The 20,811-nt window shown below is 26.1% G+C and carries 18 protein-coding genes; 13 read left to right on the forward strand and 5 right to left on the reverse strand.

The window, feature by feature from the left end; genetic code table 11:
• Positions 1–927 precede the first annotated feature (927 nt).
• Together BINT_RS00060 and BINT_RS00065 are read left to right on the forward strand one after the other, a co-directional pair.
• Positions 928–1,701, forward strand: coding sequence for an ATP-binding protein (locus BINT_RS00060; RefSeq protein ID WP_014486501.1), 774 nt, complete (start codon positions 928–930; stop codon positions 1,699–1,701).
• Complete coding sequence (locus tag BINT_RS00065; protein ID WP_014486502.1) at positions 1,698–2,657, forward strand: helix-turn-helix domain-containing protein; 960 nt, start codon at positions 1,698–1,700, stop codon at positions 2,655–2,657. Before BINT_RS00060 ends, BINT_RS00065 begins: the two co-directional genes overlap by 4 nt.
• A gap of 113 nt (positions 2,658–2,770) precedes the next feature.
• On the opposite strand, the gene BINT_RS00070 is transcribed toward BINT_RS00065, so the two are convergent.
• Together BINT_RS00070 and rsmI are read right to left on the reverse strand one after the other, a co-directional pair.
• Positions 2,771–3,064 (reverse strand): flagellar biosynthesis anti-sigma factor FlgM, encoded by a 294-nt coding sequence (locus BINT_RS00070; protein WP_014486503.1) that lies wholly within the window; start codon positions 3,062–3,064, stop codon positions 2,771–2,773.
• Positions 3,054–3,839, reverse strand: coding sequence for a 16S rRNA (cytidine(1402)-2'-O)-methyltransferase (gene rsmI, locus BINT_RS00075; protein WP_041177113.1), 786 nt, complete (start codon positions 3,837–3,839; stop codon positions 3,054–3,056). The genes BINT_RS00070 and rsmI overlap by 11 nt, the downstream gene beginning before the upstream one ends.
• Positions 3,840–4,715: 876 nt before the next feature.
• On the opposite strand from rsmI, the gene BINT_RS00080 reads away from it, so the two are divergent.
• From BINT_RS00080 to BINT_RS00100, 5 genes are all read left to right on the forward strand, one after another.
• Positions 4,716–5,642: a hypothetical protein gene (locus BINT_RS00080; RefSeq protein ID WP_014486506.1), complete on the forward strand. Its 927-nt coding sequence runs from the start codon at positions 4,716–4,718 to the stop codon at positions 5,640–5,642.
• A 1,000-nt stretch (positions 5,643–6,642) separates the two neighbouring features.
• Positions 6,643–7,812, forward strand: a complete 1,170-nt coding sequence (locus tag BINT_RS00085) for an iron-containing alcohol dehydrogenase (protein WP_014486507.1) — start codon at positions 6,643–6,645, stop codon at positions 7,810–7,812.
• A gap of 217 nt (positions 7,813–8,029) precedes the next feature.
• Positions 8,030–8,443 (forward strand): hypothetical protein, encoded by a 414-nt coding sequence (locus BINT_RS00090; RefSeq protein WP_014486508.1) that lies wholly within the window; start codon positions 8,030–8,032, stop codon positions 8,441–8,443.
• Between the two features lie 13 nt (positions 8,444–8,456).
• Positions 8,457–8,930, forward strand: coding sequence for a hypothetical protein (locus BINT_RS00095; RefSeq protein ID WP_014486509.1), 474 nt, complete (start codon positions 8,457–8,459; stop codon positions 8,928–8,930).
• Entirely contained in the window at positions 8,911–9,207 is a 297-nt protein-coding gene (locus tag BINT_RS00100) for a hypothetical protein (RefSeq protein WP_041177114.1), read from the forward strand. The genes BINT_RS00095 and BINT_RS00100 overlap by 20 nt, the downstream gene beginning before the upstream one ends.
• Before the next feature lie 262 nt (positions 9,208–9,469).
• Here BINT_RS00100 and BINT_RS00105 read toward each other — a convergent pair whose 3' ends face one another.
• Both BINT_RS00105 and BINT_RS00110 read right to left on the reverse strand, forming a co-directional pair.
• Positions 9,470–10,882 (reverse strand): alanine/glycine:cation symporter family protein, encoded by a 1,413-nt coding sequence (locus BINT_RS00105; protein WP_014486511.1) that lies wholly within the window; start codon positions 10,880–10,882, stop codon positions 9,470–9,472.
• Between the two features lie 63 nt (positions 10,883–10,945).
• Complete coding sequence (locus BINT_RS00110; protein WP_014486512.1) at positions 10,946–12,157, reverse strand: tetratricopeptide repeat protein; 1,212 nt, start codon at positions 12,155–12,157, stop codon at positions 10,946–10,948.
• Between the two features lie 106 nt (positions 12,158–12,263).
• Between BINT_RS00110 and BINT_RS00115 the strand changes: the two genes are divergently transcribed.
• From BINT_RS00115 to BINT_RS00125, 3 genes are all read left to right on the forward strand, one after another.
• Positions 12,264–13,109 carry a bifunctional 5,10-methylenetetrahydrofolate dehydrogenase/5,10-methenyltetrahydrofolate cyclohydrolase gene (locus tag BINT_RS00115; RefSeq protein ID WP_014486513.1) on the forward strand — a complete coding sequence of 282 codons (846 nt, stop codon included), beginning with the start codon at positions 12,264–12,266 and terminating at the stop codon, positions 13,107–13,109.
• 56 nt (positions 13,110–13,165) lie between these two features.
• On the forward strand, positions 13,166–13,603 hold the full coding sequence (locus tag BINT_RS00120; RefSeq protein ID WP_014486514.1) for an EamA family transporter: 438 nt from the start codon (positions 13,166–13,168) through the stop codon (positions 13,601–13,603).
• A gap of 549 nt (positions 13,604–14,152) precedes the next feature.
• A complete protein-coding gene (locus tag BINT_RS00125) occupies positions 14,153–15,487 on the forward strand; it encodes an NfeD family protein (protein WP_041177115.1) in 1,335 nt (444 codons plus the stop codon).
• Positions 15,488–15,620: 133 nt separating this feature from the next.
• Here BINT_RS00125 and BINT_RS00130 read toward each other — a convergent pair whose 3' ends face one another.
• The gene (locus tag BINT_RS00130; protein ID WP_014486516.1) at positions 15,621–15,860 is read right to left on the reverse strand and encodes a hypothetical protein; all 240 of its coding nucleotides are present in this window, start codon (positions 15,858–15,860) and stop codon (positions 15,621–15,623) included.
• A 551-nt stretch (positions 15,861–16,411) separates the two neighbouring features.
• Between BINT_RS00130 and BINT_RS00135 the strand changes: the two genes are divergently transcribed.
• The 3 genes from BINT_RS00135 (at position 16,412) to BINT_RS00145 (ending at position 20,747) form a co-directional block, all read left to right on the forward strand.
• Positions 16,412–17,350, forward strand: coding sequence for a UDP-glucuronic acid decarboxylase family protein (locus tag BINT_RS00135; RefSeq protein ID WP_014486517.1), 939 nt, complete (start codon positions 16,412–16,414; stop codon positions 17,348–17,350).
• Between the two features lie 295 nt (positions 17,351–17,645).
• Positions 17,646–18,281 (forward strand): hypothetical protein, encoded by a 636-nt coding sequence (locus tag BINT_RS00140; protein WP_014486518.1) that lies wholly within the window; start codon positions 17,646–17,648, stop codon positions 18,279–18,281.
• A gap of 189 nt (positions 18,282–18,470) precedes the next feature.
• Positions 18,471–20,747: a heavy metal translocating P-type ATPase gene (locus tag BINT_RS00145; protein WP_014486519.1), complete on the forward strand. Its 2,277-nt coding sequence runs from the start codon at positions 18,471–18,473 to the stop codon at positions 20,745–20,747.
• Positions 20,748–20,811 lie beyond the last annotated feature (64 nt).

The raw sequence follows: 20,811 nt of genomic DNA on the forward strand, positions 1-20,811 counted from the left end.
TATTAACGGCATAAACATTATGTTTTAAAGCATTGTTTTTAAAATAATTCTATATGATAAAAATTATAACTTATAAATAATATAAAGCTATATACTTGTACAATAATAAGTAATCAGCCGCATATATAGTTGGCTATCCATAATGATTTGCAATATCGTACGGAAAGGCTATATTTGAACTTAAATGTAATAAATTATTTTACTTGTAAGACAATTTTAGTATTATTTAGTAATAATTTTATACTTGCACTTTTTGCAACTTTTTGCGGCGGGAAAAAGTTGACTAAAAAATGACAAACTTAAAAATTTTTAGTATAAACTAAATTGATCTATAGTATAAGCATATATATTTAATAGTCTTTTGGAAAAATTTTACTATCATACAGAAGAGTAGGGGAGTTAAAATAAAATTAGTTGATAAGATGTTAATAAATGATGAAAAAATATTAACATTGCAAACAAATTCATATTTTATGAAAAATTTGAATTTCAAAGTAAAATTTATTATTTTTGAATATTTCTATATTCGTTAATATCAACATAGTTATCAACATCATATTTATACCATTTTTTTAATTTCTTCTTATATGCAAAAAGTTATCAACATATCAACAGCTTAATAATAATAAAAAATTTATTTAAAAATTTAAATATATAATATTATTATATAATACAAATTTAAAAGATACTTCAAAATTTGAATTTTAATATATAAAATATAATGAATTCAATTATTTTAGTAATGTTAATAACTTGTTGATAATGTTGATAAATTTGAATAAAAAATACTGTATAAATTTCAATATAAAATTTAGTATATGAATTTTGATTATGAATTCAAATTTTGAATTCATATTCTATAATTAGCATTTTTAATAATTATATGTTATAATAATCTAAAATATTATGTTTATTCTGGATAGTACTATGAAACAGAATTTTTATATTAATAGTAAGTTAAAAGATTTAATTTCAAACATAATTTATGATGTACAAAATTACAATAGTATAATAACTAAATATATAGACTTAGAAAGATGTGCCAATAATTACTGCAGTGAATCAAGAGCCACAATAGTAAGACAATCTTTTCTAATAAATAGAACTATGGAATCTTTAAGCGACTTTAATGATATAAATTCTGACTCTTTTAAACTTAATATGAATTTTGAAAATATATCAGTTATTATAAATGAAGCTTTAGACAGCGTATTTGATTTATTTAAATCTAAAAGGACTAAAATAAAGCTGGATGATAAAATACTAACAGAATGCATAGTTTTAATGGACAGGGATAAAATAAAGAGAAGTATTCTTAATATATTTTCTTTTATATATAGTTTAATAAAAGTAAATACATCTATGAATATATCTTATAGTTTGATAAATTATGGTGAAGATAAAGAGTTTTTATTAATGAACGGCGTTGATAATATAAGTGAGAAAGATGAGAAGATACTTGATTTAAATGAGGAATGTATAGATATATCTATAACTTTTGAATGCGATAATATACCTGATGATATAAAAAGAATGCTATTTAAAACGCCTTTAATATCTTATGATAATTTCAATTTTAACAATCTATATTTATATACAGCCTATAGGATAATAAGAGAACATTATGGTAATATATGGCTTGAATCTTTAAAAAACGAACAAAGGATTAATATAATATTTCCAGCTAAGAATAAGTTATGAATTATGTATTAGGATATATTCTTTTAATTGCCTATTTATTTGCTTTTATAATAGGTTTTTCTACAATACTTTTTTCTATTATCTATTATATAATAGAGAGAGTTGCATGGCTTAAATATTATATAATATTTTTATTTACATTTGCTTTTCTTCTTTTAATAAGGGCTATAAAACTTTTAAGTTTCTTAACAGTCCCGTATTTTATGTCCAATAATATTTTTAATACTTTATATTTCTTTAGCTTCTCTATAGCAATGTCATTGATGCTTTATTTTATACCAGCATTTTTATATAGATTTCTTAATATAAAGTGGACTTTTAAACAAAATATAGCCTATATTACAATATCTATAATTCATTTTATTTTAGGCATATTGGGAATATTGATAAAATTTGATATGTATATAATAAGCAGTATTATTTTCTATATTTCTATAATAGTAATATTTATAATAGGGGCTGTGAACTATAAAAATATAGAAGATAAAACTATGAAGTTGATAGTGAAGATATTAGGACTTATAACTATAATAATATATCCGGTTCTTATATATCAGCTTATAATTTATAGAGTAGAAGCAGCTGATATAGGTTCTATGGATATAACATTGGTATTATTTTATATATGGTGGAATTTAGTTATGCTTGGTTATTTATCATGGTATTTCATTAATATAGTTAATAATAAAATGGCTAATTCCAATAATATGAAAAATGAAAAGACTATAAAAGATGATATTAAAACAGAAAATGAATCCTCAAAAGAAATAGAAATAAATTTAACTAGAAGAGAAAAAGAAATATTATCATATCTTCTTGACGGTAAAACTAATAAGGAAGTATCATTAATATTAAGTATATCGCTTAATACGGTAAATAATCATGTGGCTAATATATATGAAAAGTCCGGCGTGAAAAATAGGGTAGAATTGGTTAATAAGTTTTCTAAGAATTGATTATGTATATAATTACTTGCTTATGATAACTAGTTTTTAAAAATAGTAAGTTTTTTATTCTTACTATTTTTAAGATTAGAATTTTGAAATAATTAAATTATAAAAGAGTCTTATTATTCTATAGGCATAGAATCTATTATAGAGTTAGCCAAAGAGTTTAGAACCTCTTCTCTTAGGGCACCATCTTGCATATATAATTCTAATCTTTTTTTAGCTTCGGCTATCTTTTCTTCTCTTACATCAGGAGCTTCTTTGATAATGTTTACTAATTTTTCATTTTGCAAAGCTAATCTTGATTCATTAGAAATTTCTATTCTATCTGAACCCATTTTAGAAACTTTTTCATTATATTTAATGTTAGATTTCTGTTGTATATTTGATGTGCCGCCTATTTTATCAATTGTCATAGTCTGACTCCTTACATGAATTATTTTCGGCATTAGCCCCGCATACTTTAGATTTTCTATTATCAATTATAATACAAAATTCACCTTTAGTTAGTATACTACCATCTGTAAAAAAATCAAGGATATTTTTAGCCTCTGATCTTATTATTTGCTCGAACTGTTTAGTTATTTCTCTTCCGATAACAATATCCGTTTTTTCTCCAAATATGTTAACAATATCTTCTATGCATTCTTTTACTCTGTATACAGATTCATATATTACTATTATTGTTTTTTGATTATTATACAAGTCTTTTAATTGATTTCTTCTCTTACCAGATTTATTAGAAAGAAATCCCACGAACAAAGTATTTCCTGAAATTCCAGAAACAGAGAGTAGTGAAGTAAATGCAGATATTCCGCCTACAGGTACTATTTTTATATTTTTCTCTATTGCTAATTTTATAATGCTTACACCGGGGTCGCTTATACAAGGTGTGCCTGCATCACTTACTATAGCAGCGGAGTTTCCATCTAATATTTCATTTATATATTCATTGATTCTATATTCAGATGAATGGCTATGATAAGAAAATAGTTTATTTTTAATATTATAAAAGTTTAGAAGTTTCAAAGCCACTCTAGTATCTTCAGCCAATATAAAATCTACATTTCTAAGAATTTTCAAAGCTCTTATAGTTATATCTTCCATATTTCCTATAGGAGTAGCAACTACATATATAACGCCATTTTCAACAGCATTTTTATTATTATCATTACTTGTTATTTCTTCTATAAATTCTTCATCGGTTTTAAAATCATTATTATTGATGATTTCTTTATTATTCTTTTTAATAGTGATTCTCCAGTATTAGATTTATTTTTATTATATATTAAACTTTTCATTAATACAATAATCATGGATCAAAAATGTTTCACATGAAACATTTTTAAACTAGTATATTCAATGGCTATTAAATGTATACAATATATATTTGTAAAGTTATGAGTTTTGATAAATACTAAAATTATTTAATATTTTTCTACTATCTTAAATAAGTCATTAAAATACTAATGTTTTCACGTGAAACTTAAAAATATTAGACTTGTTTCAAAACTAATATATTCAAATATAACTTTATTAGTTTTTATTAAAATCATTACAAAACTTTTGTTCTTTTTCCCGCCAAAAAAATGTACTATTATAACAATCAGCTATAATTAGCCAATTTTTGAATAGTATATTTTGTTTATTAGATATTTCCTCATTATTATATTAATTTTTTAAATGGCTATATTATTATAGAATAAAAAGCTTCATGTAAAATATTTTATCGCACGGTTAGTAAGTTAATAATATATTGAATCTGCTTTTTATATATTTGCCTTAAATTTAAATTAAATAAATCGTGCGTTATATTTGGGGTGGGAGGGCGGGCTTAATAAAATTTATTTAATTAATAAAATTATATCTAAAAGCTAAATAGTCTATATTAATAATTAATACTTCAATAAATAAAATGTTTCATGTGAAACATTTTTTAAATTTAAATAAATTCTTATCAATTACGATATTTAGCATCTAATAATTTTAAAAATAATATTTTATTTTAAAGCTTTTAATATGTTTTAAAACTTGTAAAATATATTAATTAAATATAAAATTAATCTTATGGATATAAAAGAAAAGATTTCTAATATAAAAAAGAAATTAATAAAAAGAAAAGATATACTATTTTCTGTTATAGTATCTTTTATACTACATATATTTTTATTCAGCTTTATAAATACTTCTATAATGCAGGAAGTTTTTGCTTATGAGAAAGCTAAAAAAGAAGCAGAAGAAAGATATAAAAAAGATAATTATATGTTTTTGGTGGAAACTCCTGAAGTAGAGGAGGAAGAAAGTAAAGAAGATACTCCTTTTGCATCTGATAAAACATTGAGATCGAAAGGTCAAACAGATGTTAAGCCTTCAAAAGTATTTTCTGATACTTCTGTTTTTTCTTTCTTAGGAGATGGAGCGAATAGTCCCATAATAGAAAGAAGACCTACTGAAAATATAAAGCCTAATAATAATCAAATTCAGCCTAAAGAAAAAAAAGAATTAGGGAACGAAATATCAAGAGATAAAGTAGAAACTTATAAACCTAAAAATCCGGGAATAAAAGGTGATACTAAAATACCAGCCTCATTTGAGGAAGGTGCTGACAGAGCAGTTGTTTTTTCAAGTGAAACAGGAAGCATGCAGCTTGGTACTAAGGCTCAGGAATATTTTTGGTATTTCTATGCATTAGTTGGCTCTATAAGAGATTCTTGGTATCTTACTATTCCTAATCAGGCTCATTATTTAGGGCTTATAAGGACAGATGAAGTTGAGGTACTGCTTTCTATAGATGAGGAAGGAAATATAGAGTTTGAAAAATTCTTGAAAACATCTATAAATGGTCAAACTAGTTTGGATAATTCATGCTCAAAGGCTATTGAGTATGCTAAGAAATTAAAACCACCTCCACAGGGTTTATGGGATGATTATGCTGAGAATGGTAAGATTTATATACCATTCAAATTTATATATCAGAATTTTAGCAGAGAATAATATATAAAATTATTTTATATTTAATATATCTATATAGCATTCTATTACTTCATGAAAAGCATATATTTTATCTTCTGTACATTTTTTATAATTCTTTATAATGTATTATTTAAATTTTTAAAATCATAATTTTTATCATTTGTCTTTTCTATATAATTATTATTTTACGATAAATTTATTACTTGTTAATACTACTTTAAATATAATTCAGTTGCAGTAATTTTGTTGTTATGACTTACAATATATGTACTAATGAAATGTTATAAATATATGCTTGTTTCTAAATACTTAGATTTAAATTAATGTTAATGTATTATATAAATATATAGTTTGAAATATTTATATATTCTTTAATTATGTATAGTTGTTATAATAGTTTTATAGAATAGAAAAAATGCAATAATTTTACTATAAAAAATACTGGATAGATTTATTATAAATGTTGTAATATTAATATATTAGTCTGTGAATATGCTTACAAATAAAAATTCATTTATATTATTCTTTTTGTAATGCAGTGAGAGATTTAGTTAGAAACTTCATATAAATCAAATTTATTAATAATAGTAAAGTAAGCCTATATACTTTATTCATTCTTATAACACAGTTGAAATATTTTAAAAATAATAAAACTAAAAACTATTATATATATCATGTTTGATAATAGCTTATGTGATTCAACTTCTAGTATTCAGTTTATAATTGTGGTATTATGACATTAATTGCAATTTAGAAAACATATTAGTGATTATACTTTGTATCTTCAGTTATACATGAACTTAAAAACTATGATGCTTAATAAAATGATTATATCTTTATTGTTCGTATATATACAGAAAATAAGTAGAAAAGTGAATGTAAATATAAGTTATGAGATAGAATAATCTTTTATTATACTTTTTTATCATAAAATTTAAATAATTTATGATAATATAATTGACAAAAATTCTATAAATGTTATAATAAAGAACAATAAAGAGATATTGCAGGAGATTAAATAATGTCAAGATTTACAATTCCAAGAGATTTATACTACGGCGATAATGCTATGGAGGAATTAAAGAACTTAAAAGGTTACAAAAAAGCTATAATTGTTACAGGTGGTTCTTCTATGAAAAGAGGAGGCTTCCTTGATAAATGCGAAAAAATATTAAAAGATACTGGTTTGGAAGTTAAAATATTTGACGGAGTTGAACCAGATCCTTCTATAGAAACAGTTTACAGAGGTGCTGAAGCTATGAGAGAATTTAATCCTGATGTAATAGTTGCATTGGGCGGAGGTTCTGCTCTTGATGCTGCTAAGGCTATGTGGGTGTTCTATGAATATCCTGAGAAAAAATTCGATGATATTAAAACTCCTTTCACTATGCCTAAACTTAGAAAGAAAGCAATATTTGCAGCTATACCTTCTACAAGCGGTACAGCTTCAGAGGTTACTGCTTTCTCAGTTATAACTGATTACTCTACTAACATCAAATATCCATTAGCAGATTTTGAGATTACTCCGGACATTGCTATACTTGATTATTCAATACCTATGACAATGCCTGAAACAGTTTCTGCTGATACTGGTATGGATGCACTTACTCACTCTATAGAGGCTTATGTTGCAGGACTTAGAACTGATATAACAGATGCTTTAGCTATGAAAGCAATTGATATGATTGTTCATAATATAGAAAAAGCAGTGAAAGGTGATAAAGAAGGCAGAGCAAAACTTCATGTTGCTCAATGTTTAGCTGGTATGGCTTTCTCAAATGCTTTACTTGGTATAGTACATAGTTTGGCTCATAAAACAGGTGCTGAATTCCATATTACTCATGGAAGATGCAATGCTATACTTCTTCCTTATGTTATTCAATATAATTCAAAAGTTTGTGCTGACAGATTTGCTGATATAGCTAGAATGCTTAAACTTTCTGGAAATACTAATGAAGAGCTTACAGCTTCTTTAGTAAATAAAGTTAAAGAATTGAATAGTAAATTAGGAATTAAACAAACTTATAAAGATAACGGCGTAACTGAAGATCACTTCAAAGAAAAATGTGATGATATAGCTAAAAATGCCGTTGCTGATCCTTGTACAGGCTCTAACCCAAGAGAGACTGACGTTTCTAATATGAAAAAAGTATTAGAAGCAGCTTACTATGGAAATGATGTCAACTTTTAATTAATATATTCTAATCATAGTTTTTCCCCAAGCGTTATTATATAATGCTTGGGGTTTTTATTGTTTATACTTTAATTAATACTTTTTTGCATAAAAGTACTCTTTTAGTTCCTTGACAATTTTATCAATATATATATACTATAACTTATATGTACTTATATTTTTTATATTTGTATATATTGTTTTGCCGATTATCACTATTATAGGGTATCTTTTTATGAAAAGAAGAGGCGAAGTAAATATAGTTGTGGCTGATTATTTAGATAATAAATTTATTCCAGATACAGTTGATATTAATATAACTTCTTATGATTTAAGACATATAATAATATCAAGATGGTATTATGGAGTTTATCTAATAGCCAAAAATTATTTAATAAACAATTTAATATGTACTGATGATAAAAAAAATTTTCATCATAAAACAAATGAGGACAAACATATATTTAGTATTTGGCATAGGATAGCAAATACTAATAATGGAAATTTTCATAGCGATTTAATACAAGGCGAAAAACTTGCTGAATTAAGAGAATATTATGAATATTCTGGTAATTTATGCAATGACACAGATTTTGATAACGCTAGAAGAATATTTAATGAAATTTACGAAATTTTAAATACATTTTAAATATGGAGATATTATGATGTTTATACAAGATGAATACGATGCTATAAATCATTATGTAAATAAATTAAAAGAGAATGGTTTAGGTGAATTGAAAATAGTTGATAAAGAAGACTACTATGTAATTTATATTTTTATAAAAAGAGATTTAAATATAAGAAAAATTATAAATAAAATTTCTTATGAAGTACATAATAAATTTAAAATATATAAAACAATACAATGTCAGTATTTTTATGATTGGTATAAGGATATAAAAGATTTTGAAGATCTTTTAAAGAAAGAAAATATAAGAGATATTACAGATTCGTTTATATTTAATGAAATTAATTATAATTATAAAAAGATAGAAATTGTTAAATATAAATTATTAGAAACTAATAAATTTGATAATTATATACCAAATTTTGATATTTATAATGATATAGAGAATTCTAATATTATGTATATTAATGAATTAGGAGAAATAAATGGAGCTACAGCAGCCTAAAAAATCCTCAGTGTCTGTTAAATCTGTAAAACTCACTCAATTAAATTTTATACAAAAAGATAATCCAATTAACATGGAAACTATAGGTATTGGTTTGGGATTCAATGCCTCTTATAGTATATTAGATGATAATAATACAATACAGTTTAATTTAGGTATTCAATTAAAACTTTTTCAGGAAGATGACAACAAAAATAAAATAGATTTAGGAATTATGCAGTTTCGTTTAGCTGGTATTTTTTCTTTTAAAAATGGAATAGATAAAAATTATTTATAAATTTAATATCTATACTTTATTCTTATTTAAGACCTATAGCTGCTCAAATTTCAGTTATGGCTAAACTTCCTCCTATAGATTTGCCTATTTTAAATTTTAGTGATATTGATCCTAATAGTATAGAGGAAGAGTAATATTATTGATATACTAGTTTCAGAAGTGTTATTATATAATACTTTTTATTATTTAAGTTTTGATAAAATAAAGGGCTTCACTTTTAATCAAGTGTAAGCCCTTGTCATTTTTATTAGATTAATTTTGTTTAATTGTTTTTATCATCCCATTGAGTGATAGCATCATCTGTTTTTAATTCTTCTATAAGGTTTTTATGGAATGTAGGCTCTTTATGTTCTTTTAATTGACTTACATAATGTTTAGTAAGCAAGTACACAGGCTTATTAAGTATTACCATAACTATGATGTTTAATAAAGCCATAAATCCCATAAACATATCGCCTGCTCCCCATATAGTTTTGAACTCAGCCAATGATCCGGCAAACACCATTACTATAGTCATAAGTCCTACTATTATATAGGCTATAAAATTATCTTTTACAGCAGCAGCACCAGTTTTTATATAGAAGAAATTTCCTAATATAGAACTGTAAGAGAAGAATAGTATACATACTGTAATAAATATAGAACCAAAACTTCCCAAATGTGATTCCATAGCATATTGGAATAAATTAATACCTTCCATATTTTTAACTTCATTCATAGCTTCTGGAGATAATAGAAGTATGAATCCAGAAATAGAACATATTAATATAGTATCAGTAAATACTGAGAACATCTGTATTAAACCCTGTTTGCAAGGGTGAGAAGTATGAGCAGCAGCAGCAGCATGAGGAGCACCTCCCATACCAGCCTCATTTGAGAATAAGCCTCTTTTTAATCCGTTTGAAATTGTAATTCCTACAGCACCGCCAAAAACTGCACTAGGTTTGAATGCCTGCACAAATATATTTTGAAATGCCAAAGGTACTGAAGGCAAATTGCTGAAAAATATAAAAAGTCCTATCAATATATAAGGTATTGCCATAACAGGTACTATAAATACACATGCATGAGTTATAGTATCTCTCTTTTTACTGAATAATATTATTCCTGTGATGATTGTTAAAATTATGGCTGTGATATAAACAGATACATTATATTTTGATAAAGCATTTGATATTGTATTGGCCTGAACTCCATTAAAAGTTGTATATGTGAATATCATACATAAAGCAAATAATATTGCTAGTATTGGTTTTTTTAATCTGCTTTTTATATAGAAGGAAGCTCCTCCTATAAACTTTCCTTGAGAATCTTTTTCTTTATAAAGCTGTGCTAATGTACTTTCTGAAAAAGCTAAACTTCCGCCTAAAAGAGCCATTATCCACATCCAAAATAAAGCACCAGGTCCGCCTGCTGAAACAGCCCCCATAACTCCTGTAATGTTTCCTGTACCAACTCTTGAAGCTGTACTTATACAAAAACTTACAAATCCTGAAACGCCATCTCCTTTTTCATGTTTAGAAAATAGAAGTTTTAATGCATGTATAGAATGCGAAATTTGTATTCCCTTCAATCTTATAGTAAAGAAAACAGAAATAACAAAGAATACCGCCAATAATAAATAACCATACATTACATTATTGGTATTTGTTATTATACTATTAATAATTTTCATTTTTTATTCCTTTATAGTATTTTCTCGATTATACAATAAATATGTTTTTTGTATACATAATAATTATATTTTCAATTTATCAAGTTTTTTTGTTATATCATTTCGTTTTTTTATGTATTTATCGTACAGTACTGGATTAGGCTTTTCATTATTGATTATATAAAGATTATAATTAATAGCCTCAAGAAGTTTATTGTAATAGATTTGTGCATTATATTTATCACCAAGATTTTCGTATATACCTGCTAATTCTTCTAAAGCCTCATCATCATTTTTATTTATATCAATAATCTTCTTTAAATATTCTATTACTAAATTTCCATTTTTATTCATATCTCTTTTAAGTAAATAAACAGCATCTTTTATTAAAGCAGTGTCTTTATCATAAATTTTTATAGCTTCATTATAAGACTTTGAAGCATTATCATAATCATTTTTGAGTATATAAGCATTAGCAAGTTTTTTATAATATATGTAATTATAATTTTTAGCATTTACTGCTTTTGTATAATTTTCTATGGCTGTTTCTATATCTTCATTTTCAACATTGATTTTATATTTACTGTAGTATAAATCTCCTAAAGCAGATAAATAATAATGATTATTTTTATCCAAAGATTTTTCCATGTTTTCTACTATTATATTCATATCATTAAAAGAATTTCTATTTCCTTTTTCTGTGAGGTATTCTAAATAATCCATATTAAAATAAATATTGTCTTTGTAGAAATTAAAAAACATTTCATAAATTTTTTTCTCATCATTATTATTTTCATTACTATTGACTATTTGAGTATAATACCCTATAAGAGGAATATATTCATTTTCTGTTATAAGATTATTATTTTTTTGGGAATAGGAACATATATCTTCTAATACTTTATTAATAGATTCAAAGAAATTTTCTTCTTTGGAATATATATTTTTTTCTTTCCATTCATTAGGTTTTTCTCTGTTAAATATTACATAGTTAAGTACAAGTCCGTTTTTATATTTAAATAGATCATAGGTTATTGATAAATCTGCATTATTATTTAATGTGAGTTCTTTAATTTTAGATTTTATTTCTTTATAATTATTTTTTTTATAAGGCATATAAGGTATTATACGAAAATCAGAATTAACGAATAAGTTTTTTATTATAATATCTTTAACAGCATAAGAGTTATAATTATTACTATAGTCTGTTTCAAATATTATTATTTTTTTCTGAGCAAATGACATGCTGCTTATAGTTATGGCAGTAAAAAAGATAATGAATATTTTTTTTATCATAGTTAAATAATATACAATATAAATATTAAAAAATCTATACTTGTATTTTATTTTACGGCATTATATTATTATAAAAAGCAACAATATAATTTTATTAGGAGTTTATATGTCTGATATTTTAGATGGAAGAGAATTAGCAAAAGAGATAAAAGAGAGAATAAGGAAGGAAACAGAACTTTTTGAAAAGAAACCAAGAATAGATTTTCTATATTTTGAAGATGATAAATCTACAGAGGTTTATTTTACAAGAGCAAAGAAGCAGGCTGAAAGTGTGGGAATGATAGGTTCTTTGCATAATCTTCCTGTAACTACAACAGAGAAAGATTTTTTAACATTGATAGAATATTTAAATAAAGAAAAAGAAACAAGCGGAATAATGATTCAAATGCCGCTTCCTAAACATATATGCAAGAAAAAAGTTTATGAAACTATTTCAATAGAAAAGGATGCGGATGCAATATCTCATGTTAATTTGGGAAGGATATTTATAGGGGATAGCAATTTAGCTCCATGTACTGCAAAGAGTGCTATGGCTTTAATAGAGAAGTCTGGAATAAATATAGAAGGTGCTAATGCTGTTGTTATAGGAAGGAGTGAGATAGTTGGTAAGCCTTTAGCTCATTTACTTTTACAAAAGTCAGCTACTGTAACAATAGCACATTCAAAGACTAAGAATTTAAAAGAGCTTTGTAAGAATGCTGATATATTATGCGTATCTATAGGAAAGGCAGAATTCATCACAGGAGAATATATAAAGGAAGGAGCTGTTGTTATAGATATAGGTATAAATGTATTAGAGGACGGTTCTTTAAAAGGAGATGTTAATTTTGAGGAGGCTTCAAAGTTAGCTTCTTATATTACTCCTGTGCCTAATGGTGTTGGAAGCGTTACTGTTTCTATGCTTTTAGATAATGTGCTTTATCTTCATAAAAATATTATGAACAAAAAATAATTCATTATCAAAAACATAATACTAAAAACACTATATTAAAAATTAAAGGCTTTTCTATGGATATTATTTTTGCATTATTATCATCAATATTTGCATCTCTCACTGCTATACTTATAAAGATAGGTTTAGCTGGAATTAATTCAAATTTAGCAACTGCCATAAGAACTATTATAATATTAATAATGTCTTGGGTTATAGTTTTTTATACAAATTCTGTGAACTCTATAAACACAATAGAGACTATAAAAAATCTCAATACAAAGACTATTATATTTATAGTATTATCAGGCATAGCGACAGGTTTATCATGGCTTTTTTATTTCAAGGCTTTACAGATTGGAAATGTTAACAAGGTAATAGTTATAGATAAACTTTCTATAGTTTTTACCATAATATTAGCAGCAATATTTTTAAAAGAGGCTTTGAATATAAAAATCATTATAGGTGTGCTTTTTATAGTGGCAGGTACATTGATAATAAGTCTTCAGTCATGAAAAAATTCTACAGTATAAATAAAACTTGGGCGGGCGTTATAATTTCAGTATTGGCATATAAGAATAATTAAGCAGAAATTTCTAAATTGTATTTTATAGAAAAAAGGGCGGGGTATATAATTAAGTTTTAAAGCTTTATTTTCACTCCCCACCCTTTATATTTATAATTTAAATCTGAATTCAAACTTTTAATTTTCTTAATGACTCAATTAGAATTCATTAGCATCCCACCCAAGATTTTTTTAAATTTGTTACTTTCTCACCGCCGGTTTAATACGCTTAAAATATATGCTGTTTTTTAATTATAATTTAATCAATAAATTATAGTCTTACTAAACGGCGTTGAAAAGACTATAAATTTGAATAAAGTTTGGGCGGGCGTTATAATTTCAGTATTGGCATATAAGAATGATTAAGCAGAAATTTCTAAATTGTATTTTATAGAAAAAAGGGCGGGAATTAGAATAAAGTCTTATATATTATAATTATGCTTGAAAAAAATATAAGTTATACTAAAATAATAATATATTTAATGAGAGAGTGGGATTTATGAAAAAATTTAATAATATATTGATAATGCTTTTTTTGGGCATTTTTATTTTTTCTAATTATTTATATTCTAAAGATGGTAAAGTTTATGTTATAAAAAAACAGGAATTTCAAGAGATAAATAGATGGTATGCCGGATATTTAAAGAAAGCCATAGATGAAGCAAATGATAAAAAAGCAGATTTGATTATATTAGAACTTGATACACCGGGAGGACTTCTTTCTTCAGCTTTATCTATAAAAAATTATATTATGGAAAGCAATGTACCTGTAGTGGTTTATATTAATAAGAATGCATTATCTGCTGGGGCTTTGATATCATTGAGTGCAAAAGAAATTTATATGTCTGATGGAAGTGTTATAGGTGCGGCAACTCCTGTATATTTAAATGGCAATGAACCTAAAAAGGCAGGAGAAAAAGAGGTTAGTGCCATGCGTGCTGCAATGAGATCATCTGCAGAAACTACAAAAAAGAATGCTAAAGCTGCTGAATCTATGGTTGATGAAACTATAGTTTTAACTAAGAAAAGTGATGGTATAGATTTAGATGATAAAACTTTACTTACATTAAGTGCTGATGAGGCAGTCTCCATAAATATAGCTGATAAAAAAGCTAATTCTATAAATGAGATACTAGAATTAAAAAATATGAGTAATGCTGAAATAGTGAATATAGAAGAAGAAGGTTATGATTCAGTATTGAAATTTCTTTTGAATCCTTTAGTTTTAAGTATATTAATGGCTATAGGAGTAGCTGGTATATATATTGAAATAAAAACTCCTGGGTTTGGTGTCGGAGGTGTGACAGCTATAATAGCTTTTGCTGTATTTTTCTTTATTCAATTTTTTTCAGGAAGCAGCACATTTTTGGCACCTGCTATATTTGTACTTGGTGCTATTCTTCTTTGTGTTGAGCTATTTCTTATACCGGGTTTTGGAATTACAGGAATACTTGGAATAATTGGAATTGTAGCCGGAGTGTTTATTTCTTTCGGAATACATAATATAGCTGTAGCTTCTTTTGTGATATTTATTTCTTTATTAATAGATATCATACTTATAATATTGATTGCAAGGTTTATGACTAAATCAAAAGATTTTAAAGATAAAATTACATTAGATAGTGATACTTCTGGATATCATTCAAGTGTTTCTTATGATGATTTAATTGGCAAAGAGGGAGTGGCCGATACTTTTTTCAGACCTTCAGGATATATAGTCATAGATGGAAAGAAGTATGATGCTGTTAGTGAAGGCGAATTCATAAATAAAGGCAGCAGTTTAAAAGTTATTCTTGTAGAAGGCAACAGAATAGTAGTAAAGAAATCTAGTTAAATAAAATATTATTAAGCTGGAAGTTTAAATTCCAGCTTTTATATACTAATATTCAACATAGAACTATCCTTACAAAAAATATTTCTAATGTATAAATGTTTACATAATATAAAAATAATACAAAAAATATATTTTAAGCTAATGAACTAAAAGCTCTTACAGAAGATATATCTATTCTAAGCTGTAAAACGTATCTTTTACCATCGCGTCCTATTGCATAAGTGTATCTGCTTGAAAGAGGAGACATACCGCTTCCTTGCTGGCTTATCTTTTGTATATTAGTAGGATTTTGAGCTGCAATATTTTCTTTAGGAGCAGGCATTTGAACTTGTGCTGTTTGCTGTACATTGTTATTTATTCTATTTATAGTCATACTAATAACTCCTTTTTTAGTAATTAACTGCTCATATTAACGGTAATATAAAAAAACCTTAAGGAATTTATTTAATGCATTTAAAGTTATTTATTTTGTAATTTTTTATAAAAGTGACAATTTTTGTCATTAATATATGTTATAATTAAAAATTTTATTTACATACCCCACCCTTTATGCTTTTAGGTATTTGTTTTGAAATCGCACTTTTTCTTTCTTTTATGTTTATTAAGAAATGTTAACACCCACCCGAGTGGTTTTTAAAATTATAGCTTAAACAACGCACGCTAAGTTAAGCAAAAAATATAAATCAATTAATAATTCAAATATTATTTATATTTGAGAATTTGTTTACCGTGCGTGAAGCTAGTTGTAAATCTAATTAATACTAGGGTGGGCATGCTTTTATAATTGAATCATTAAATATAAATAGATTTTTAATTTTAAATTGATATAGAAAATATAAAGGGTGGGAATTAGAATAAGGTTTTGAAATATTTAATTATATGTTATAATACTATGGCTATAATGAATATATGAGGATATTTATAATGAAAAGAATTATTGTAACAGGCGGAGCCGGTTTTTTGGGCTCTCATTTATGTGAAAGATTATTAAAAGAAGGAAATTATGTAATATCCATAGATAATTTCTTCACAGGCAGTAGAGAAAATATAGAACATTTATTGGATAATAAAAATTTTGAAAGTATAAGACATGATATAACAGAGCCAATACATATAGAATGCGATGAAATTTATAATTTTGCTTGTCCTGCTTCTCCTATACATTATCAAAGAAATCCAGTTCATACTTTTAAAACAAGCGTTTTCGGTATACTTAATATGCTTAATTTAGCAAGGGATTGTAATGCTAGAATACTTCAGGCTTCAACTAGTGAGGTATATGGAGATCCTTTAGAACACCCTCAAAATGAAAGCTATTGGGGACATGTTAATCCTAATGGCATAAGAAGCTGTTATGATGAGGGTAAAAGAAGTGCTGAAACTCTGATGATGGATTATTACAGGGAGTATAAAACGGATATAAAGATAATTAGAATATTTAATACCTATGGACCTAGAATGAATGAACATGATGGTAGGGTAGTTTCAAATTTTGTTATACAGGCGCTTCAAAATATTCCTATTACAGTTTATGGAGATGGAAGCCAAACTAGAAGTTTTTGTTACTGCGATGATTTGATAGATGGTGCTGTAAAAATGATGAATGCAGATAACTTTATAGGCCCTGTAAATTTGGGAAATCCAGCTGAAATGACAGTGTTAGAATTTGCTCAGAAAATAATAGAAATGACTAATTCAAAATCAGAAATAGTTTTCAAAGATCTTCCTAAAGATGATCCTATAAAAAGACAGCCTAATATCACATTGGCTAAAGAAAAACTTAATTGGAAGCCAGAATATAAATTGGAAGATGGTTTGAAAAAGACTATAGAATATTTTGATAATTATTTAAAAAATAAATGATTTAATATAAAAGTATAATTTGTATTATAAATTATTTGATTAGTATAAATAATTTCGTTTTTTATTTTTCTTTATATTTTATGTATTTTTACAGTGATATATATAATTTTATCATTTAGTAAAAATACATTACTATTATATGATAATTTTCAACAAAATTCTTAAATTTATTAGTTTTATCCTTATTAATGTAAATTTAGTTTGATATTTTATAATAAATATATTATGAAATAAATTTTTACTTTTTATATATAAATATTATATTTAGTATATAGAAAATATAAGGAAATAAAAAATGAAATCAAAAATATTTTTAATTATAATGATAATTTTATTTGCTGTATCATGTGCAAAGAATAACCCTGCAAATCCTGTTCAAAACACTAATAATGTAACAAAAAATACAGAAGATAACTCTAATTCAGGAAGTACAGACAATAATTTAGATAATACTTCTTCTGATAATAATGGTAATAGCGGTGAAAATGAGTCTACTGAACCAAATAATCATGGTAATAGCAATGATAATGAAACTGTAGGAGGAGATAATAATATAGATTCTAAACCTAATGAGCCGCCTATTGGAATATTAGATGGTATTGTAGAATACGGCGGAAAAGCTCAATTAACTACTAAAGGTTTAGATGGAGTTCCTCTTACAGGTCCTGAAGATATACAGATATATGTTGATATTTATCAAGAAGAAAAAATAGCTTCAGTACATATTAGAAATATTTTCCATTTTGATAATATTCAGTTGGATAATGAGAAACATACATATTATACAATTGATGATAGAGGTGATTATACATTGACAATGAAAGTTGGAGATGATTCTATAACAGACTTTAATATTATAATATTATTTAAAGGTGAGAATTACAGATATTACATCACAGCTGAAAAATTGGAAAAAATTAGAAGAAATTAATTATATTATGAAATAAGTTAAAAATAGGCTTTATATTGATATATAGCCTATTTTTTATTTATTTTTTATATATACCCATACACCCTACTTGAATTTTATTAAAAATTTATTATAATTATATTGTTAGATTGTTGTAACATTTTGTGAAAAATAGTAAAATGAAATATGTTTTTATACAGGGGTTTATATATGAAAATGACTTTAAAAATAGGAGGCATGCATTGTGCTGCATGTTCAAGGGCAGTAGAAAGAGCTTTGAAAAAAACAGAAGGTATTGAAGATGCCAATGTTAATATAGCTACTGAAAAAGCTGTATTCAATTACGATGAAAAAAAGCTTAAGTATGATGATATAGTGAATGTTGTAGTAAAGGCAGGATATCAGGTTTTAGCTAAAGAAGAAGATCCGGCAATCGTAAAAGCAAGAGAGATAAAAGAGCAGAAAATAAGACTTATAGTATCAGCAATATTTTCCATACCTTTATTTTATATATCAATGGCACCTATGGTAAGTTTCGTTAAATTTCCAATACCTAGTTTTTTGGTGCATCATATTAATCCTCAAGTTTTTTCTATAGTAGCAATATTTTTATGCGTACCTGTTATGATATCAGGATATAAATTTTATACATTAGGTTTTCCTGCGCTTTTCAGAGGTTCACCTAATATGGACTCGCTTGTGGCAATAGGAACAACTGCGGCATTCAGTTATAGTATTTATTCTACTGTTTTGGCATTTATGGGACTCAATCCTCATGGTGAAAATCTTTATTATGAGTCAGCTGCTGTTATAATAACATTAGTACAGTTTGGAAAATATTTAGAGGCTAGAAGCAAAGGAAAGACAGGCGAGGCAATAAAAAAACTTATGGGACTTCAGCCTAAAACTGCTACTATAATAAAAGACGGAGAAGAAAAAGAGATAAAGATTGCAGACGTAAAAGTTGATGATATAGTATTAGTTCGTCCGGGAGAGAAGATTCCTGTTGATGGGGAAATAATAGAAGGATACAGCAGTGTTGATGAATCCATGCTTACAGGGGAGAGCATACCAGTTGAAAAGAGTGTAGGGGATAAAGTAGTTGGTGCTTCTATAAATAAAACAGGAAGTTTCAAATTCAAAGCTCAAAAAGTAGGAGCTGACACAGCATTAGCACAGATTATAAAACTTGTAGAAGATGCACAAGGTTCAAAAGCTCCAATAGCACATATTGCTGATGTTGTTTCTTCATACTTTGTTCCTGCTGTAATAACTATAGCTTTGATATCTGGTATAATTTGGTTTATAGCTCTTCATAATTTTGTATTTTCTTTAACAGTATTTGTATCTGTACTTGTTATAGCTTGTCCTTGTGCTTTAGGACTTGCTACACCTACAGCTATAATGGTTGGTACTGGAAAAGGTGCTGAACTAGGAATACTTTTTAAAAATGCTGAAGCCTTAGAAGTTTCTGAAAAAATAAATGCTGTTATGTTCGATAAGACAGGTACTCTTACAGAGGGAAAGCCTTATGTTACAGATATTATTTCTGATGATAAAGATAAACTTCTTTTAATAGCGGCAAGTGCTGAAAATGGGAGTGAACACCCTTTAGGCGAGGCAATAGTAAGAGAGGCCAAAGAAAAAAATATTAAACTTCTTAATATAGAAAATTTTAAAGCCATAGCTGGTTTTGGTATAGAAGTATTTATTGATAACAAAAAAGTTTTAATGGGCAATGACAAACTCATGAATAAAGAAAATATCAACACAGAAAATTATAATTCATATATGGATAAACTTTCAAAAGAAGGTAAGACTCCTATGTATGTTGCCTACGACAATAAACTTTTAGGAATAATAGCAGTTGCTGATAAATTAAAAAAAGAAAGCATTGAGGCAATAAACAGACTTCACAAACTTGGAATAAAAACCGCAATGATTACAGGAGATAACAAAAACACAGCTAATTCAGTTGCTAAAGAAGCTGGTATTGATATTGTATTTGCAGAAGTATTACCTGAAGAAAAATCTAATGAAGTAAAAAAACTTCAGGATCAAGGTTTAACTGTTGCTATGGTAGGCGATGGTATAAATGATGCACCTGCTTTGACTCAGGCTAATGTTGGTATTGCCATTGGAAGCGGCACTGATGTTGCTATTGAAAGTGCTGATATAGTATTAGTAAAATCAAATACAAATGATGTTGTAACTGCCATAGAATTAAGCAAGGCAACTATGAGAGATATAAAACAAAATTTATTCTGGGCTTTTTGCTACAATGTTATAGGCATACCAATAGCGGCAGGAGTTTTGCATGTATTCAGAGAGCCTTTAATAGCTTCTTCCATAGGAGGTTTTTTAACTGCTATTATGGGTAAGGATTTACTTTTGAATCCTATATTTGCTGCTCTTGCTATGAGTTTAAGTTCTGTTTCTGTTGTTACTAATGCTTTGAGATTAAACTTTTTCAAACCAAGCAAATAATTTTCATTTTTATTTATATACTAAGTTTTTTCAATCATATTTACTCTAGAGTCCATAGAAATTA

This window comes from Brachyspira intermedia PWS/A, from assembly GCF_000223215.1.
GTDB lineage: Bacteria > Spirochaetota > Brachyspiria > Brachyspirales > Brachyspiraceae > Brachyspira > Brachyspira intermedia.

What these genes read in the sequence shown, in the direction of transcription:
- BINT_RS00060 (WP_014486501.1), top strand. Translation starts at nt 928, where the DNA reads ATGAAACAGAATTTTTATATTAATAGTAAGTTAAAAGATTTAATTTCA.
- BINT_RS00065 (WP_014486502.1), top strand. Translation starts at nt 1,698, where the DNA reads ATGAATTATGTATTAGGATATATTCTTTTAATTGCCTATTTATTTGCT.
- BINT_RS00070 (WP_014486503.1), bottom strand. Translation starts at nt 3,064, where the DNA reads ATGACAATTGATAAAATAGGCGGCACATCAAATATACAACAGAAATCT.
- BINT_RS00080 (WP_014486506.1), top strand. Translation starts at nt 4,716, where the DNA reads ATGGATATAAAAGAAAAGATTTCTAATATAAAAAAGAAATTAATAAAA.
- BINT_RS00085 (WP_014486507.1), top strand. Translation starts at nt 6,643, where the DNA reads ATGTCAAGATTTACAATTCCAAGAGATTTATACTACGGCGATAATGCT.
- BINT_RS00090 (WP_014486508.1), top strand. Translation starts at nt 8,030, where the DNA reads ATGAAAAGAAGAGGCGAAGTAAATATAGTTGTGGCTGATTATTTAGAT.
- BINT_RS00095 (WP_014486509.1), top strand. Translation starts at nt 8,457, where the DNA reads ATGATGTTTATACAAGATGAATACGATGCTATAAATCATTATGTAAAT.
- BINT_RS00100 (WP_041177114.1), top strand. Translation starts at nt 8,911, where the DNA reads ATGGAGCTACAGCAGCCTAAAAAATCCTCAGTGTCTGTTAAATCTGTA.
- BINT_RS00105 (WP_014486511.1), bottom strand. Translation starts at nt 10,882, where the DNA reads ATGAAAATTATTAATAGTATAATAACAAATACCAATAATGTAATGTAT.
- BINT_RS00110 (WP_014486512.1), bottom strand. Translation starts at nt 12,157, where the DNA reads ATGATAAAAAAAATATTCATTATCTTTTTTACTGCCATAACTATAAGC.
- BINT_RS00115 (WP_014486513.1), top strand. Translation starts at nt 12,264, where the DNA reads ATGTCTGATATTTTAGATGGAAGAGAATTAGCAAAAGAGATAAAAGAG.
- BINT_RS00120 (WP_014486514.1), top strand. Translation starts at nt 13,166, where the DNA reads ATGGATATTATTTTTGCATTATTATCATCAATATTTGCATCTCTCACT.
- BINT_RS00125 (WP_041177115.1), top strand. Translation starts at nt 14,153, where the DNA reads ATGAAAAAATTTAATAATATATTGATAATGCTTTTTTTGGGCATTTTT.
- BINT_RS00130 (WP_014486516.1), bottom strand. Translation starts at nt 15,860, where the DNA reads ATGACTATAAATAGAATAAATAACAATGTACAGCAAACAGCACAAGTT.
- BINT_RS00135 (WP_014486517.1), top strand. Translation starts at nt 16,412, where the DNA reads ATGAAAAGAATTATTGTAACAGGCGGAGCCGGTTTTTTGGGCTCTCAT.
- BINT_RS00140 (WP_014486518.1), top strand. Translation starts at nt 17,646, where the DNA reads ATGAAATCAAAAATATTTTTAATTATAATGATAATTTTATTTGCTGTA.
- BINT_RS00145 (WP_014486519.1), top strand. Translation starts at nt 18,471, where the DNA reads ATGAAAATGACTTTAAAAATAGGAGGCATGCATTGTGCTGCATGTTCA.